Origin of the sequence: Spirosoma sp., from assembly GCF_026391055.1 — a bacterium.
In the GTDB taxonomy this organism is placed as follows: domain Bacteria; phylum Bacteroidota; class Bacteroidia; order Cytophagales; family Spirosomataceae; genus Spirosoma.
On record NZ_JAPLET010000022.1, the window covers coordinates 759,264 to 773,305 of the forward strand.

20 protein-coding genes are annotated in these 14,042 nt (G+C 51.0%); 19 read left to right on the forward strand and 1 reads right to left on the reverse strand.

Annotated elements, in window-relative coordinates; all coding sequences use genetic code 11:
* Window positions 1-31: 31 nt before the first annotated feature.
* The 13 genes from NT073_RS18285 (at window position 32) to NT073_RS18345 (ending at window position 7,943) form a co-directional block, all read left to right on the forward strand.
* The gene (locus tag NT073_RS18285) at window positions 32-1,030 is read left to right on the forward strand and encodes a hypothetical protein (protein WP_297376319.1); all 999 of its coding nucleotides are present in this window, start codon (window positions 32-34) and stop codon (window positions 1,028-1,030) included.
* 102 nt (window positions 1,031-1,132) lie between these two features.
* Window positions 1,133-1,801, forward strand: coding sequence for a hypothetical protein (locus tag NT073_RS18290; protein WP_297376321.1), 669 nt, complete (start codon window positions 1,133-1,135; stop codon window positions 1,799-1,801).
* A 60-nt stretch (window positions 1,802-1,861) separates the two neighbouring features.
* Entirely contained in the window at window positions 1,862-2,059 is a 198-nt protein-coding gene (locus NT073_RS18295) for a hypothetical protein (protein WP_297376323.1), read from the forward strand.
* A gap of 2 nt (window positions 2,060-2,061) precedes the next feature.
* Complete coding sequence (locus NT073_RS18300; RefSeq protein WP_297376324.1) at window positions 2,062-2,445, forward strand: hypothetical protein; 384 nt, start codon at window positions 2,062-2,064, stop codon at window positions 2,443-2,445.
* 193 nt (window positions 2,446-2,638) lie between these two features.
* On the forward strand, window positions 2,639-2,890 hold the full coding sequence (locus tag NT073_RS18305) for a hypothetical protein (protein WP_297376325.1): 252 nt from the start codon (window positions 2,639-2,641) through the stop codon (window positions 2,888-2,890).
* A 38-nt stretch (window positions 2,891-2,928) separates the two neighbouring features.
* A complete protein-coding gene (locus NT073_RS18310; protein ID WP_297376327.1) occupies window positions 2,929-3,582 on the forward strand; it encodes a hypothetical protein in 654 nt (217 codons plus the stop codon).
* A 19-nt stretch (window positions 3,583-3,601) separates the two neighbouring features.
* Window positions 3,602-4,222 (forward strand): ParB N-terminal domain-containing protein, encoded by a 621-nt coding sequence (locus NT073_RS18315; protein ID WP_297376329.1) that lies wholly within the window; start codon window positions 3,602-3,604, stop codon window positions 4,220-4,222.
* On the forward strand, window positions 4,201-4,944 hold the full coding sequence (locus NT073_RS18320; protein WP_297376330.1) for a hypothetical protein: 744 nt from the start codon (window positions 4,201-4,203) through the stop codon (window positions 4,942-4,944). Before NT073_RS18315 ends, NT073_RS18320 begins: the two co-directional genes overlap by 22 nt.
* 1 nt (window position 4,945) lies before the next feature.
* Window positions 4,946-5,227: a hypothetical protein gene (locus tag NT073_RS18325; protein ID WP_297376331.1), complete on the forward strand. Its 282-nt coding sequence runs from the start codon at window positions 4,946-4,948 to the stop codon at window positions 5,225-5,227.
* 211 nt (window positions 5,228-5,438) lie between these two features.
* Window positions 5,439-6,119: a hypothetical protein gene (locus NT073_RS18330; protein ID WP_297376332.1), complete on the forward strand. Its 681-nt coding sequence runs from the start codon at window positions 5,439-5,441 to the stop codon at window positions 6,117-6,119.
* 44 nt (window positions 6,120-6,163) lie between these two features.
* Window positions 6,164-6,955, forward strand: coding sequence for an N-6 DNA methylase (locus NT073_RS18335; RefSeq protein WP_297376334.1), 792 nt, complete (start codon window positions 6,164-6,166; stop codon window positions 6,953-6,955).
* Between the two features lie 110 nt (window positions 6,956-7,065).
* Window positions 7,066-7,272, forward strand: a complete 207-nt coding sequence (locus NT073_RS18340) for a hypothetical protein (protein WP_297376336.1) — start codon at window positions 7,066-7,068, stop codon at window positions 7,270-7,272.
* Window positions 7,273-7,430: 158 nt separating this feature from the next.
* The gene (locus NT073_RS18345; RefSeq protein WP_297376338.1) at window positions 7,431-7,943 is read left to right on the forward strand and encodes a hypothetical protein; all 513 of its coding nucleotides are present in this window, start codon (window positions 7,431-7,433) and stop codon (window positions 7,941-7,943) included.
* A gap of 54 nt (window positions 7,944-7,997) precedes the next feature.
* On the opposite strand, the gene NT073_RS18350 is transcribed toward NT073_RS18345, so the two are convergent.
* On the reverse strand, window positions 7,998-8,885 hold the full coding sequence (locus NT073_RS18350; protein WP_297376340.1) for an abortive infection system antitoxin AbiGi family protein: 888 nt from the start codon (window positions 8,883-8,885) through the stop codon (window positions 7,998-8,000).
* A gap of 89 nt (window positions 8,886-8,974) precedes the next feature.
* Here NT073_RS18350 and NT073_RS18355 point away from each other — a divergent pair, with 89 nt between their 5' ends.
* The 6 genes from NT073_RS18355 (at window position 8,975) to NT073_RS18380 (ending at window position 14,010) form a co-directional block, all read left to right on the forward strand.
* Window positions 8,975-9,499, forward strand: a complete 525-nt coding sequence (locus NT073_RS18355; protein ID WP_297376341.1) for a hypothetical protein — start codon at window positions 8,975-8,977, stop codon at window positions 9,497-9,499.
* A complete protein-coding gene (locus NT073_RS18360; protein WP_297376343.1) occupies window positions 9,492-11,051 on the forward strand; it encodes a terminase family protein in 1,560 nt (519 codons plus the stop codon). The genes NT073_RS18355 and NT073_RS18360 overlap by 8 nt, the downstream gene beginning before the upstream one ends.
* Before the next feature lie 118 nt (window positions 11,052-11,169).
* Entirely contained in the window at window positions 11,170-11,346 is a 177-nt protein-coding gene (locus tag NT073_RS18365; RefSeq protein WP_297376345.1) for a hypothetical protein, read from the forward strand.
* Window positions 11,347-11,379: 33 nt separating this feature from the next.
* Window positions 11,380-11,670 (forward strand): hypothetical protein, encoded by a 291-nt coding sequence (locus NT073_RS18370; RefSeq protein ID WP_297376346.1) that lies wholly within the window; start codon window positions 11,380-11,382, stop codon window positions 11,668-11,670.
* Window position 11,671: 1 nt separating this feature from the next.
* On the forward strand, window positions 11,672-13,012 hold the full coding sequence (locus NT073_RS18375; RefSeq protein ID WP_297376348.1) for a hypothetical protein: 1,341 nt from the start codon (window positions 11,672-11,674) through the stop codon (window positions 13,010-13,012).
* Window positions 13,009-14,010 (forward strand): DUF6712 family protein, encoded by a 1,002-nt coding sequence (locus NT073_RS18380; protein WP_297376350.1) that lies wholly within the window; start codon window positions 13,009-13,011, stop codon window positions 14,008-14,010. Before NT073_RS18375 ends, NT073_RS18380 begins: the two co-directional genes overlap by 4 nt.
* Window positions 14,011-14,042 lie beyond the last annotated feature (32 nt).

Consider the following 14,042-nt stretch of genomic DNA (forward strand, 5'->3'; position numbering starts at 1 on the left):
CATTTTTTTTCACGTTTAACCGTTTACCCAAGTGGCAACAGGTTCACTCGACCTCAGTAAGTTAGCCGATAAGCTCAAGGAGAATATCGCTGATTATTCCGTAATTTTTAAACTGAAGCAGTCGAATGGCTTCAAAATCAAACAGGACCGGCTGTTTACCGGCTTTAAGATTCGGGACAAAGTGCCCCTGATCCGTTCCAGCTCTGACCCGATGGTTCAGCCTGGTCGTACCGGCAGCACCAACTTCAAGGGTGGCGTGGCATTAGCCAACCGGGAAGGTGTTTTGCGTCCGTTCAAGGTGGATTTGAAACTCGACGAGAAGCAAATTTATGCCTGGAGCAAAACGTATCTGGCCCGCAAAACGGCCACCGACTCATCGGATATCTACTCGTTTCCGGCCCTAAACTGGTACATGGGTGAAGTCAACACGCAGATTGGCAAAGACGTACAGGGAGCGATCTACAAAGGTGTCTATAACGCAGCTGGTACCAGCAATGTGGACATCACTGATGGTCTGGACATTCTGTTCGACAAAGGTATTGCGACAACCGGTACCGGTGCGGTAGGTGATATTCCAACGGCTAACGTCGTGGTTTCGGCGGCTACCATCAACGCGGGCAACATTCTGAGCGAAATTCTGAAAGTGGCTATGGCCTTCTTCACCGGCATGGACGAGCCGCTGGAAGAAGATGCGATCCTGGTACTCGATCCGCTGTTGTACGTCTACGCTACTCAGGCTTTGGATGCTCAGCTGAGCAACAATTCCCAGATCCTATACCGCGAAGGTGGGAAGCTGAAACTCTCGATGCTACCCAACGTAACGGTTGAGCCCCGCTCGTGGTTGAAAGGCACCAGCAAAATTATGATGACGCTGGCGGGTAATCTGGCCGTAATGGGACCAGAAGATGATACCGAAGACGTGCCAAGCATCCAGGTTGAGAAAGCCGACCGCGCCATCAAAATCTTCATCGACGGTGAATTCGGTATCGACTATTGCGATGGCCGGGTGCTGTTCATGAACGATAAGTAAAAACGTGGCCAGGCACACCAGATGCCTGGCCACCGTCTAAGGCAAGGATGTTCAATGCGTCAATTCTCTAGTTCACTTATACACCCAGATTATTTTTTCATCATGAAGAGTTTACGGATTATCGGTTCTTTTCTTTTCGCCCTCGTGCTGGCTGCCAGCGTGTTGGCTCCTGCCGAAGTAGCCGCCCTGGTGCCCCCTTCAGCGCACGATTTCTTTTTTGGCCCTGAGGGCGTAACCCTGGCCACCGTTACGTTTACGGGTATTTCTCGTAAAGCCAGGGGCCTCAGCAACCTGGGTGGTATCAAGCAGATCATTTTGTTTGCCGAAGGTGATTTTACTGCTGATTGGCCGCTGAAGGAAGACATTGTGGACGGTATTTTGTCCGAGGCTCCCCCGCTGAAAGTTGGCGTAGTCGGTGCGGTACTGAAGTTCGACAACAACACCGCGCGGGTAAAATCCAACCGGAAGGGCGAACTCGGCTATCAGAATGTGGGCGTCGATGGGGAAGGCAAATTTGCCGGCTATGAAGCCGCGCAGCTGGCTGCCATTGAGAAAACCTTTAACCAGGGCGGGGTGGCCATTGCGACCTACAAGGATGGTACGCGTTCGGTCGTTGGCACCAGCTATGAGCCATTGGTATTTGAAGACACGACTGATTCGGGTGCGAAAGCCGACGATAAATTGCAGATCGACTTCAAGTTCAAGGGTGATGGGTATGATTTCCACCCGCCGATCCTGGCCTCGTCGGTTACCATTCCGCTACCTGCCTAGGCAGGTAAGCAACTGATCCAAACCGGGCCTCTCTCGACAGGGAGAGGCTTTTTTTTACTCATGTCAAAACGCAAACGCAAAATGGTCTATCAGGTAAAACCCGAATGGCTGGGCAAAATAAAGCTGCAGACGGGCAAAAGCACAATTGTGCTGGATGGTACAGCCTCCCAGGAAACGCTGGCGGAGCTGCATCAATCGTCCGTGCTGGCGGGTCTGTATATCGAACTGGTGGCTGAAAAAGCCCCACAAATTAAGTAATCATGCAAAAGCTGGATAGTAAGAAAATTGACGCGGCCCTGAAAAGCCTGGAGAATGCTGGTAAAGGTGCCCTGCGGTCGCTCAACGAGATGACCGATAACGATTTCAAGGGATCGACCATGGAAGAAGATCCACTGAACCATTTGGCTCAGATCGTTCGTATCCTGCAAAAGGGAAAGGAACAGGCAGCTCTCGACGTTAAATACGAGGGGATGGATGTCGATCAGATCACCGAAGCTCAGGAGCAGGCCCGCGCGGCAGAACTGGAGTCGATTCAGATCAAATTCAATGAAAAGCTGGCCAAACGGATGGAGAAACCAGAACCAGAGGTTTTGGAAGAAACTGAATCGGAAGGTAACCCGGATGATCAGGAGCATCAGAGTTAATCAAAATCAAACATACGAAAAAGCCCTACCTGTTGAATAGGTAGGGCTTTTTCGTATGTTTGTGCCGCTAACTTACTATTGCTTAAAGACGACCAACCGGCCCGTGCTCCAAGACACGGCCGGTTGGCACGTTGATGCGAGTTCAACACGGTCGTCTTTGGGCGTAAGTTAGCAGTGACCAACCGGCTTATATATGCCCATCCCTGCGCCCCCGCGGTTTACTGACCTGAAGGTTCACCTTCACTCCGCCGGCGTCGATGCGGCCCGACTCAATTTTGTGCTGGAGCATTATCTGGATTTACCGGCTAACAAGCCCCTGGAGGCCTGGTACCTGGAACCCCACGAGGAACATCAGGCGTGGGCCTTCCGGGAAGCAATTCAGACCTTCCAGCAGATGATCGTCGATGATCCCGAAGCGGGAAACGGCGAAGTAGATCCTGATTAGTCCTACCAGAACCGGCCCAGCGCCGGTTTTTTTGTGTCATGAATCTTCAGACGCAGATACGCCAGCAGCAGTCGAGTGTGCAAATGCTCGAAAAACTAGTGAAAGCCCGGCGGGCTTCACCGGAAGAGTTGGACCAGGCTAAACGGCGGCTCACTGATTTGCAGGAGCAGGAAAACTTCGTACCCCTACCGGAGCGCGCGCAGCGAGTTGATCAGCCAGCCGCCCAACCTCACAGGGAACTGCCCATTGGCCCACTATTGTCCGGGGACGAATACGCCCGCACGCAGGCTGACCTTTCCAAAGAAGCCGACAGCCTTAACCGGCAGATGGCCGAGCTGAGCAACACCCTGCATACCATTCCCCAGAACGTTGCCTGCCCTCAGGTGACCAAACAGATTCTGGCGCTGAAGGAGAAGATCGAAGCCATTTGGGACAAAAAACGCTATTTGGAGCGTAACCGTGCCCTACCGGCTGAGCCTAATCAGGAGCCGGGCTACCTGCCTGACCTGGTAAGCGATGAGGCGGGTAAGTTTGAACTGGCCCACGTTAAGCGTCGCCTGATCGATCAGCGGTCAAAGCTGAGACGAAAGCTGCGTGACCCCAAAGCCAAACCCTCGAAGCGTCAGGAGTGGGAAACAGAACTGGCACTTTGCGAACGGCAGATTCAGGAGATTGAGTTTAAACTAAGTTAGCCGTGGCGACGAACGCAGTATGGAACAATTAGCCTGGAGTACTCAACAACGCCGTGTTGTTGATTTAATGCCCTACGAGTACAACCCTCGTAAAATGACGGCCCAGCAGAGCCGTAAACTACGCGAATCGCTGGAGAAGTTTGGCCTGGTCGAGATACCGGTTGTTAATTTAGACGGTATTTTACTCGCCGGTCACCAGCGGTGCAAAGCTATGATCCAACTGGGACGTGGTGACGACCTGGTAGACGTGCGCGTTCCCAACCGTCAACTGACCGAAGAGGAGTTCAAGGAATACAACATTGCTTCCAATGCCATCAAGGGCGATTGGGTCGACGAGATTCTACGTGAACACTTCGATGGGGTAGACTTGAATGATTTCGGTATCAGTCTCTCCGAAATGGAAGACTTGCACGAAAAGACCACCGCCAAGGAAGAAACGCCCGAAATGCCCATCGTGGCCAAATTTTCGGAGAAGTACGATGCATTCGTGATTGTCTGTGACAACGCCATCGACGCCAACCACCTGGCGGAGATACTAAAGGTCGATATGGCCCACAGCTACAAAAGTGAACGGGTGGGACGCACCAACGTTATCAGCGCTAAACACTTCATCGACGCATGGAAAGCTGCAAAATCGTAATTCCCTCCCATAAACGAGCGACACGCGTGCGAACCTCGTCGGTGGTAGCCAACGCCATTCTATGCGTTTCGGAGAGTCAGGCGGCCCAGTACCGGCTCTGTAATCCCTTAGAGGAGATTGTCACGCACCCGGACAACGTGGTGGGACTGGCCGCTAAACGGGACTGGATCATTCGCCATTTCGGCAACGTGTTCATGCTCGATGACGACATTGACACCATGCAGCGGGTGTACACCGAACCAGGAGAGAAATCACAGGTTGACCCGCTGACTGCGTACGACCTGATTCAGTCGGCCGCTGATGCTTGCCACCAGGCTGGTGCCTTTCTGTTTTCGTTTGCCCACGTGCCGGCACCGGTGCTCTACAATCCGATGATGCCAATCGATTTGGCCGGCTATCATACGGGCTGCGCCCATGGCGTGCTGGCGGGTAGTAAACTCTGGTACTCGCGGGAGATTCTTGTCAACGAGGATTATTGGATCAGCTGTTTAAATGCGTATCAGAACCGACTCAGCTGGAAGGATACGCGGTTCTACTTTCAGCAAAAAGATACATTTGTGAATCCAGGTGGACTGTCCGAGTTTAGAAATGTAGAAGCCGAAGCGCAGGATTTTGCCACCCTTCAGCGGGTATTCGGCCAGGATGTTGTTACTTTGAAGAAGGCGAGTGAGAAGAGTAAACTCAAGCACCCGTTTCAAAAAACGCTCAAATTACCTTTTTAAAATGGCTCTTGCAGAAAAAATCAGGCCAATAGCTGACGAGATCGTCAAGCTTCTGACCCATTCATATCCACAGTGGAGTGTTAAGGCTAGTTTTTCGACTCCTGACCCAAACGGTGTGTTGGATCTATTAATACGAGACATTGCTTCGGATCGAAAATACCAACACCGTTTTACTCGATTTGATGCTGAGACCATGCTCAAGTCGCCAAGAGAGACAGTTGCCGAAGTAATCGTTGAATTCATCGCTTCTGATGCTCGAAAAGCATTTGGACAAACAGTATAAATCGACCCGGCTGATAACGTGGGATAGAGTCAGCCCCCACACTGATCCATGTAGTGTAGCCGCGCCACGGTGGCCCCTGAACGATCCGGTTCAGGGGCTTTTATTTGGCGTAGAAACGTATAAAAGGGATAAAAAAAATCAGGAATAACGCTTTTTATATCCGTTTTGCTGGGAGAATATACAGGGGATGTTCAAGTTTAACAATCTCCAAATGGAAACGCTCACAACCCCCAAATCGCGCAATTTAGATCGCTTCATTACCGCCACCGGCAAGACCGAAAAAGAGTATCAGCAGTGGGCTACCCAGGTAGGTAAGCAGATGCACATCAATACGCTCGACCGTATTATTTGCGCCAAACTCGGTATCTACACCGTCGCTCACCTTCCCCAGCTGCCAACCTGCATCCCGGAACTAATGTGGGATGAACAGCAGATCGACGAGCACCTGTTGGCCAATTCGGAAAACCCGCTTGAATTAGCCCGGCTTTGGAAAACCTATCATTCCGAAGCACGCATGTATGTCTCAGTCGAATCGGTGCTGGCGGAGTACCTGAACCCCTTTCCCAAAACGGACTTTGAGAAAAACGGCGATGCCAACTGGCTCCCCGATGTGTCGAAAAGCTGGTTCAAGAAAACAGGTATTAATCTGGATGTACAGGTTGACGAAATCAACGAGGTAGCGCCGATCCGGATCACGATGAATGATGTGATCGCCTTCGTCCGGAACTGGAAGCCAAACGCCTACAAATCGCCCATGCAGGAAATGCTCGAGCGCATTGAGGAGCGCTTCAAGGCAGTGACCACCTTCCGAATTAAAGAGTATTACGCTGAGCACCTAATGCGCTCTTCGATGCTCATTCACTCCGCATCGACCGAAGAAGTTCCATTTTAAACCCAGGCCCCGCCATCGAGCGGGGCTTTTTTTATTTACTCGCCATGCCGAAATCAACCGACGTGCCGCACGAGCTGCGGCCGCTTAACAAGATATTTTCCGAGCAAAATTATAAATGGGATTACAGTGACTCGTTTCGCGACTGGGTAGACTTCCTGACCGAATCGTTCATGCCGGTGCGCCAGGGCGTTTACGAACAGCTGAAGAAAAAACATAAAGACCTGGATTGGTTCGTGCGTATGACCCATGAGTGGGTCAGACTCCAGAGCCAAATGATTGTTGGCGACAACGATTGGTACGATGCCCTAGGCACCTACTACGAGGTGCTGGCCAGCCAGGGTAAACGCCAGATCATGGGGCAGTTCTTCACGCCCCCCTGCGTGGTTGACTTCATGAGTGTCCTTCAGGGAGCCGACCAGAGTCTGACCGGGAAAGGCCAGCTGGTGAACGACCCTTGCTCAGGCAGTGGCCGCATGCTGTTGTCGTTCCACGCTAAAGCACCGGGCAACTACCAGTTTGGTGCTGATCTGGATGCCATCTGCGCGAAAATGACGGCCGTGAATATGTGCCTGCACGGCTGCGTGGGCCAGGCTGTGTGCATGGATTCCTTGAATCCGGACGATTGGCGATTTGGCTACCACATCAACCGCCGGCTGGGGCGTGGTGGTGGTCCAACGATTGAGCCGATGACCGGGAAAGAGGAGTGTCATACCTGGAAACTATGGCAACAGGAAAAAGCCGAATGGGCCGAAAAAAAGAAAACTGAGCCGGAGCTGCCACCGCCTACGCCCCGCATGGCTAAAGCTGCCAAAATGGGTCAAATGAGCCTGTTTTGAGCTGAAAAAAAAACTAAAAATTTATCAGAATTGACGAATTGTATATCCGTTCTGCTGGGAGAATATTACAGAGTAGTCAGCCAAATAAACCCTGATTATCAACGCAAAAAATGTTCATTAAAAAGCGCCAACGATTTGAAAACCCCAAAATGACCAAGAAGAAAAACCTGCTCAAGCTGGTAATGAAAGAAGCGCACCGGCTCTGGAAAAAGGGTATCTGGCTTTTCTTCGGTGAATGTGTACGGGATGCCTGGATGAACGTCCGGACGGGCCTGCGCAAAAAGCAGATCAATGTGGCTCAGGTGAGCCTGTTTTAAAAAGCGAAGCCCGCAGTATGACCTGCGGGCTTCTAATCCAACGCAAGGATGTTCAAGCCTCAATCAGATTAAGTCAAATGTACGCTAAAAATCGAAATCATGAGTAAATACGATATAAAGACAAAAAGGGGTATGATTTTTTTGAAGTCTCCAGTGCTATGCAAAAATGCATTCGTCGTGGCCATGAGGACCAAGCTATGTTCTGGGCCGTTGAACTATACGACAGTGGGTTTTCAGAATACGTTTGGAAGCGCTTACGCATTATGAGTTCGGAAGATGTGGGGTTGGCAGAGCCAATGATGCCATCTAATATTTGGGCACTCTACCGGATGTTCCAGGAACAGGCCAAGAAAAAAGATGACAAGAACGAGCCACAGCGGTTGTTCATGACCCATGCGGTGTTGCTACTGTGCCGGGCGCGAAAGTCGCGCATGATCGACTGGAGCTTGCTGTTTCACTGGCTCACTCACCCGTTCAAGAAGTTGGCTATACCCGATTTTGCCTATGATAAGCACAATGAGCGGGGTCGGCTGTTAAAACGCTCCTGGGCGCATTTCTTCGACGAAGGTACCATCCTTCACCCCCACCATGACGTCGAAGGGGAACTGGTAATGCGCATGCAGGCCATGAAAGCCATTAGCGATCCGAGCAGTAACGGGTTGTTTGATTGAGTATGAGTTAATGAAAAGCCTAATCGCCCGGCGTTTACACTGGGCGATTTTTTGTTAGAAGTCTTCTTTAATTTGATCTGAAGTTAAAATTCGACTCGTTAACAATGATATTTCCTCCGGTGTAAAACGGAGTCCGTTATTAGTATGGCTAGGTAGTAATTGGAGGTATTTTACGAGTGGTATAATTTCCTCGTCACTTTTCACTATAATATACTTTACATCCGACGCAGAAAAATCAAGCTTATATTTTCCCTCCGCTTCTATTTTTGCATTATACTGTTGCTTTTCTTCTTGACTCAGATGTTCTCCGTGCAGATTTACTTCTTCAATCTTAGGCGGCTTGTTTCTACTCTCAAAATCATATTCACGCTCAACATAGCGCCACTCTCTTTCATCATAAAAATGATAGTTAGGATAGTGTTTCCCCCCGATAACATACTCGCCTACGCGTGGCTTAAAGTAGCATTTTAAACCACTTAAAGCCCCTAATCTATCAATCACTTGCCAATATGCATCACGTTTTTCCTTGTATCCTTCCGCCTTATGATCCACTATAAGTGACTTACTCCCCCCGTCTCCGACCCATTCACCGTTAGCTGCAAGCCTATACAATTCTTGGGTTTTAATATGTCCATCAAATATTAGTTTGAAAAAGCTCTGTATTAAAATCGATTCCTCATTGTAATATAGAACAGGATTAAGGCCTTTAGCTATTCCCCATTCTTTTGTCATACCAACACCATATTTCCCATACTTAAACATATGGTCATCAACCATTGACAAGGGTATGTCACAAAAACAAATCATGGGTAAATAAATATCCTCTATGTTCAAAAACCGCTCTCTTGATAACCTGGGGTGAAAGCCATTCGATATAATGGCTAATAAATGTGGCAGTTCAGCAGTGAATCGAAATAAGGTGTTTGCAGTCTGTACAGGCATGGTTGTATAGTTTACTTCAAAGCTAATTAATCTGTCCTACCCCTGCAAAAAGCTACCTACTAACGTTGTAGGTAGCTTTTTGCATTCTCATGTCTTCCAATCTACTGCCCCAATCGTCCGACAAGACTCCCGAACAAAAACGCGCTGAAAGGCTCGACAAGTTTCGGGATCACCTGCTGTACCGCGTTCCGCTCAAGCCCTCTGAGCACGCCATGCTCGATAAATACCGTAAGTGCTTTGCCTGGCGGGGTAAGCTCTTTTCGCCCCAACAGTGCGTCAATATGCTCATGCAGGAATACGGTGTCAAGTATTCCCAGGCGTACCAGATCATGATGGATTCGACCAAGCTGTACGGCAAAGTCGAAGACCTTGATAAAGCAGGTACTACCAAAATCCTGATCGAAACGCTCTACGTGGCCATGAGCATTGCGGTAAAAGACCGAAACGCCGAAGCCATCATTGCGGCCACTCGTCAAATCGGTGTCCTCGCCAAACTTAACGATGATCAGGTACCCCTGTCGGTGGACGAATTGATGCCTGCCCGTGTGGCCAGATACACGCAGAATAACATCACGGTGAACAATTTCGGCACGGAGGGCCAAGCTGGTGAGTAAGGAGGCCATTATTACGCTGAACCCCAAGCAGCTGCTGTTTCACCAGACTGTCACCAGCAACCAAGCTGATTTCTTCAAAGACAGTAAAGCTTATCAGGGCGGATTCCGGGCCACGTTTCAGGGTGGCCGGGGAAGTGGCAAATCCCGCACGTTAATTCATCTACTAGCTGAATCAGCCTTCCAGTTGCCACGGGCCAAAGCCGGTTTGGCCGGTTTGACCTTTCGCCAGGTGCAGGATATTATCCTGAGCCAGAGCAGCGCTGTTTTTGAAGAACACGGCCTAACCGAATACAACTCTAAAACAGGGGTAGGTCAGTACGTGATCAACCGGCGACCGCCGGATCACTGGCGGTCGGCGCTGAACACGGTAAGGACCTACGATAACTGCCTTGTTTTCGCGAATGGCTATACCGTGCAGTTTATTTCAGCTGACCGCCCCGAAACCATTCGCGGTGCCAATTTTGACCAATTGTACATCGACGAATCGGCTACGATTAAAGAAGACTTTTATAACCGGGTATTACGGCCAACCGTCAGGGCTAACAAATCGATTTATAAAGACCCCCGCCCGGGCCGCAAGGGGCTAAATCACCCGCTACACTGGCTAATCGCTGATTTCACCTCGGTGCCGACTACGCCCCAAGGTAACTGGGTATTCAAAACAGAGGAGCTGCAAAAAGAGAAACCCGAACGGTACTATTTTCAGCAGGCCACCGCTTACGATAATCTGGATTTTCTTCCTGGTTCGTTCATCGATGACCAGCGCGAATCCTGTGGCGATGAGCTGACCTTCAACATGGAGATCCTGAATCAGCGTCTAAGCAAGATCGCCAATGGATTCTACCACAGTCTGGATGCCAATCGGCACACCTACAGTCAGGGTTTCGGCTATCAATACGATGATGAAAAGCGGCTTTATGTATCCGAGCGAACCGATTACGATACGAATAAAGCCCTTGATTCCAGTTGGGATTTTAACGCTGAATTCACCTCAATGCTGGTGGGTCAGGAGGCCCATGCTGAATATAGGTTCATTGACGTGCTGTTTGTCAAGACCGCTACCGAAACCCTTGTGGAGAAGCTGGCCACTGAATTTGTGGCCAAATACAAGGACCACAAAAAGAAGGTTCTTCACGTGTATGGCGATAATGGGGCTAATAAAAAGGACCCTGGCCGAACACGCACCTACTTTCAAATCATTAAGGATACCCTTAAAAAGGCAGGCTGGACAATCGTTGATCAGGTTCAAACGTCTTATCCCCCCTACCCAATTCGTTACCGCATAATTAACACCCTACTTCAAGAGACAAACAAGCGGTTGCCTGTTATTCGTATCAATGAGACAACCTGCAAAGCTTTGCTCATTGCACTTCAGTCTGCGCCTGTCGATGGCTCGACCTATGAGAAGATCAAGAAGTCGGAAAGCAACAAAAAGTTGCCTCAGGAATATGCCACTCACTTGACCGACTGCTTCGACTATCTTCTATTTAAGAAGTTCGGCCAATACGTTACCAGCGGCCACGGGCGCTCGGGCGGCATCGTCGTTCGCTAAGTCAATTAGTTTCTTTGGGTTTACAAATCGGCTTCGCGCCTGGTCGGCCCGGCCACCTGCGCGGAGCCGAGCCCACGAGCGCACGCGAAAAGGCTCGGCATATATTCATTTTTTCGGATTGGCGGTCGCCAGTTTCGATAGAGCGTGGGCGATCAGCTTCGAGTCAACCGGAAAATTCGCCCCCTATTTCGGGCTTATTGGCCTGACGTTCAGCCGGTCGATTCCCATGCAGACCGGAAAAACCCCGGAATCGACCCGGTTTAAGTTTCGTCCTACCAGCTGGGTGTCAATCTAGCGAACATTGTCCCATCAAAACGGGGCAATCTCCATGATTTATCTCTCACAAGTGCTGGCTGAATACCGAGCCAGTGGGCTATCGGGCCGCTCGCCGTACTTCGATCTGACCTACCGCAAAGCGGATGGCAGTTTCGGTAGTAAAACCAGCGTTTGTCGCCGGGCGGGACTTAATCCGGGTGGCAAAAAAGACCTCGCCAGTATCGTCCACGAAAACCGGCAGGCCGGTAAGCTGCACCTGGTCGATTCGAGTGGACACCAATTTGAGTTGCACATCCCGCTGCTGGAAAAATTCAACGGCAAAACAATCGACCACCGCTTTTAACATGAGTAAATTTAAAAATGGGCCGATGGTTCTGAGTCATGCCGGTCCATCGGCCACGGCCATCAACACGGCCGATCAACAGGATGGCAATTCTGCCAAAGGCACCATCAAACGCACCGTATCGGGCACATCGTACAAAATCTATCCCTGGGGCACCAATAACAAGCTGCCTAATGAGATGGTCGATTTATACCGCTCCAATGGCGACGTAATGAACCTGGTCCAGACGCGCGCTGACTTTTTGTTCGGGGCCGGTTGTGGTTGGTTTCGTCATCGGTACGAAGGAAAAACCCTGATCCGCGAGCCCTATACCGATAACAAGGTCAAAGATTTTGAAATAGCCAACGACGTGCAGGAACTGGTCAACACGCAGCTGACGTACCTGGTCGAAACGGGTAATGCGTTCGTCAACCAGAGCCGGGAGAAAGGAAAATCCGGTCAGTTGGTGCTGTCGATGCGGGATTCGCTGACGGTGCGGGCCGTGGTGGCTACCAAAGGGTACGTCGATACATGGCTGTTGGCCCCTGACTGGAGCCAGCCAAAGGCGGGCAACATTGTGGCCGTGCCCAGTTTAACGCTCGACACGAGAGATGATGCCCCCGAAACGCTCTACCAGATCAAGCGCAAGCAGTCCGGGCAGTTCTACTACGGTTTTGCTATCTGGTGGGCGGCTGCCGAGTGGATTCGCCTGGCCAACCGGGTGCCGGCATTCCACAACACGGGCCTCGATACCGAGTATAACGCCAGCCGAATCTGCCGGGTGGCCGAAGACTACATCAACAAGTTTGGGGGAGACACGGACGAAACGCGTGATGCCTTCCGGGAGAAGTTTTACCAAAGCGTAGATGGCCTGCTGTTTGGTGGGGAAGGTACACGACGGGTGATCTTCGATGAATGCGCGATTGGCCCCGAAGGCAAAATGGTGCCCTACATCGAGTTCGAGGACATCAAAACGCAGCTCACCGGCAAGGAATACACCGAACTCTACCAGATGGCTGTGACCGCATTCGCCAATGCGTCAGGCATTCTGAGTGGCCTGGCTGGCGTGAGTGATGGTAAAACGCTCGGTGGTTCAGGCTCTGAACTGCGCGTATCTGCCGAATACCAGCAGTTTTACCGTACTCCCCGTGACCGTCAGGCGGTCGAAAGCTACTGGAATCGCCAGATCAAACCGCAGATCGGCTTGCCCGATGATGTGTATTTCGGCTTCAACAACATTTTACTGGAAACGCTCGACAAAGAGAAATCCGGCTCCTCACAGAAATCAACCGGCTCGGGTGGCGCAGCCAGCGACACCAAAGAAACGGGCAAAGAGACCACCACTGAAACGAAAAAGAAATGATCATTTCTACGATTGATCAATTAAGAGTCCATCTGGGCAGGGCAATCAACAGTGCCTCGACGCTGGAATTCATAGTGCCTTACATTCAGCTGGCGCAGGATGAATTCATTCTGACGGCTATCGGGCCACAGATGCTGGCCGAACTCGACAGCCAGGCCAACAGCACTGATCCGGATGCGCTTACGCCTGTTAACCGGGGACTGCTGCAGCTGGTGCAGCGCGCGCTGGCCTTCTACACCTACCAGAAGTATTTGCCTTATAGCCTGGGCAATGATGGCGATAAGGGCTTGCAGGAGCAGGGTACCGACAATTCCAAGCCGGTGCGCATGGGCGTTTTGGATGTGCGCCGTCGGGAAACGGCTGAGAATGCCGCTAAAGCGCTGGAATCGGTTCTACTGCACCTGTTTTCCTTTCCCGACAAATACCCCACCTGGAGCAATTCACCGGCCTACAAATCCACCCGTGGTCTGTTTATCACCTCAGGAACAGAGCTAACCCAGTACGTGCCTCAGGCCGCAGGCAGCTACCGGTTGTTTGTCTCGCTCAAACCCTTTTTGAGTAAAGTCGAACGAACGGATCTGTTGCCCCTGCTGGGTAAGGACCAGTACGATGCGCTCAAGCAATCGCTGATCAGTAGTGACCAGCCCAGTGGCGCCACGCTGTACCTGCTGGAGAAAGCCCGTCAGGCCGTGGCCAGCGTGGCCTACGCCCACGCCCTGTATCACCTGAACGTAGTACAAACCCCCGGTGGACAGTTGCGCGTGCTGTCGGACTTTGACGGCATCTACAACCAGAAAGCGGTCACGGGTCACGACCTATCGGAGGCTCAGCGCCTGGCTGATGGCGAAGCCGCTGCCAGTCTGAACACGCTCAAATCGTTTCTCAACGCCCACGCCGACGATTATCCCCTGTACAAAAACAGTGATCGCTACCAGGCGAAGGGCCCCAACGAATTCCCCGATAATTCAGCTTACCGAAGCGTCTTCCGGATGCGTTAATCCTGATTTTTTATGAAACCTACCGATAAAAC

What these genes read in the sequence shown, in the direction of transcription:
- NT073_RS18290 (WP_297376321.1), top strand. Translation starts at nt 1,133, where the DNA reads ATGAAGAGTTTACGGATTATCGGTTCTTTTCTTTTCGCCCTCGTGCTG.
- NT073_RS18295 (WP_297376323.1), top strand. Translation starts at nt 1,862, where the DNA reads ATGTCAAAACGCAAACGCAAAATGGTCTATCAGGTAAAACCCGAATGG.
- NT073_RS18300 (WP_297376324.1), top strand. Translation starts at nt 2,062, where the DNA reads ATGCAAAAGCTGGATAGTAAGAAAATTGACGCGGCCCTGAAAAGCCTG.
- NT073_RS18305 (WP_297376325.1), top strand. Translation starts at nt 2,639, where the DNA reads ATGCCCATCCCTGCGCCCCCGCGGTTTACTGACCTGAAGGTTCACCTT.
- NT073_RS18310 (WP_297376327.1), top strand. Translation starts at nt 2,929, where the DNA reads ATGAATCTTCAGACGCAGATACGCCAGCAGCAGTCGAGTGTGCAAATG.
- NT073_RS18315 (WP_297376329.1), top strand. Translation starts at nt 3,602, where the DNA reads ATGGAACAATTAGCCTGGAGTACTCAACAACGCCGTGTTGTTGATTTA.
- NT073_RS18320 (WP_297376330.1), top strand. Translation starts at nt 4,201, where the DNA reads ATGGAAAGCTGCAAAATCGTAATTCCCTCCCATAAACGAGCGACACGC.
- NT073_RS18325 (WP_297376331.1), top strand. Translation starts at nt 4,946, where the DNA reads ATGGCTCTTGCAGAAAAAATCAGGCCAATAGCTGACGAGATCGTCAAG.
- NT073_RS18330 (WP_297376332.1), top strand. Translation starts at nt 5,439, where the DNA reads ATGGAAACGCTCACAACCCCCAAATCGCGCAATTTAGATCGCTTCATT.
- NT073_RS18335 (WP_297376334.1), top strand. Translation starts at nt 6,164, where the DNA reads ATGCCGAAATCAACCGACGTGCCGCACGAGCTGCGGCCGCTTAACAAG.
- NT073_RS18340 (WP_297376336.1), top strand. Translation starts at nt 7,066, where the DNA reads ATGTTCATTAAAAAGCGCCAACGATTTGAAAACCCCAAAATGACCAAG.
- NT073_RS18345 (WP_297376338.1), top strand. Translation starts at nt 7,431, where the DNA reads ATGCAAAAATGCATTCGTCGTGGCCATGAGGACCAAGCTATGTTCTGG.
- NT073_RS18350 (WP_297376340.1), bottom strand. Translation starts at nt 8,885, where the DNA reads ATGCCTGTACAGACTGCAAACACCTTATTTCGATTCACTGCTGAACTG.
- NT073_RS18355 (WP_297376341.1), top strand. Translation starts at nt 8,975, where the DNA reads ATGTCTTCCAATCTACTGCCCCAATCGTCCGACAAGACTCCCGAACAA.
- NT073_RS18370 (WP_297376346.1), top strand. Translation starts at nt 11,380, where the DNA reads ATGATTTATCTCTCACAAGTGCTGGCTGAATACCGAGCCAGTGGGCTA.
- NT073_RS18375 (WP_297376348.1), top strand. Translation starts at nt 11,672, where the DNA reads ATGAGTAAATTTAAAAATGGGCCGATGGTTCTGAGTCATGCCGGTCCA.
- NT073_RS18380 (WP_297376350.1), top strand. Translation starts at nt 13,009, where the DNA reads ATGATCATTTCTACGATTGATCAATTAAGAGTCCATCTGGGCAGGGCA.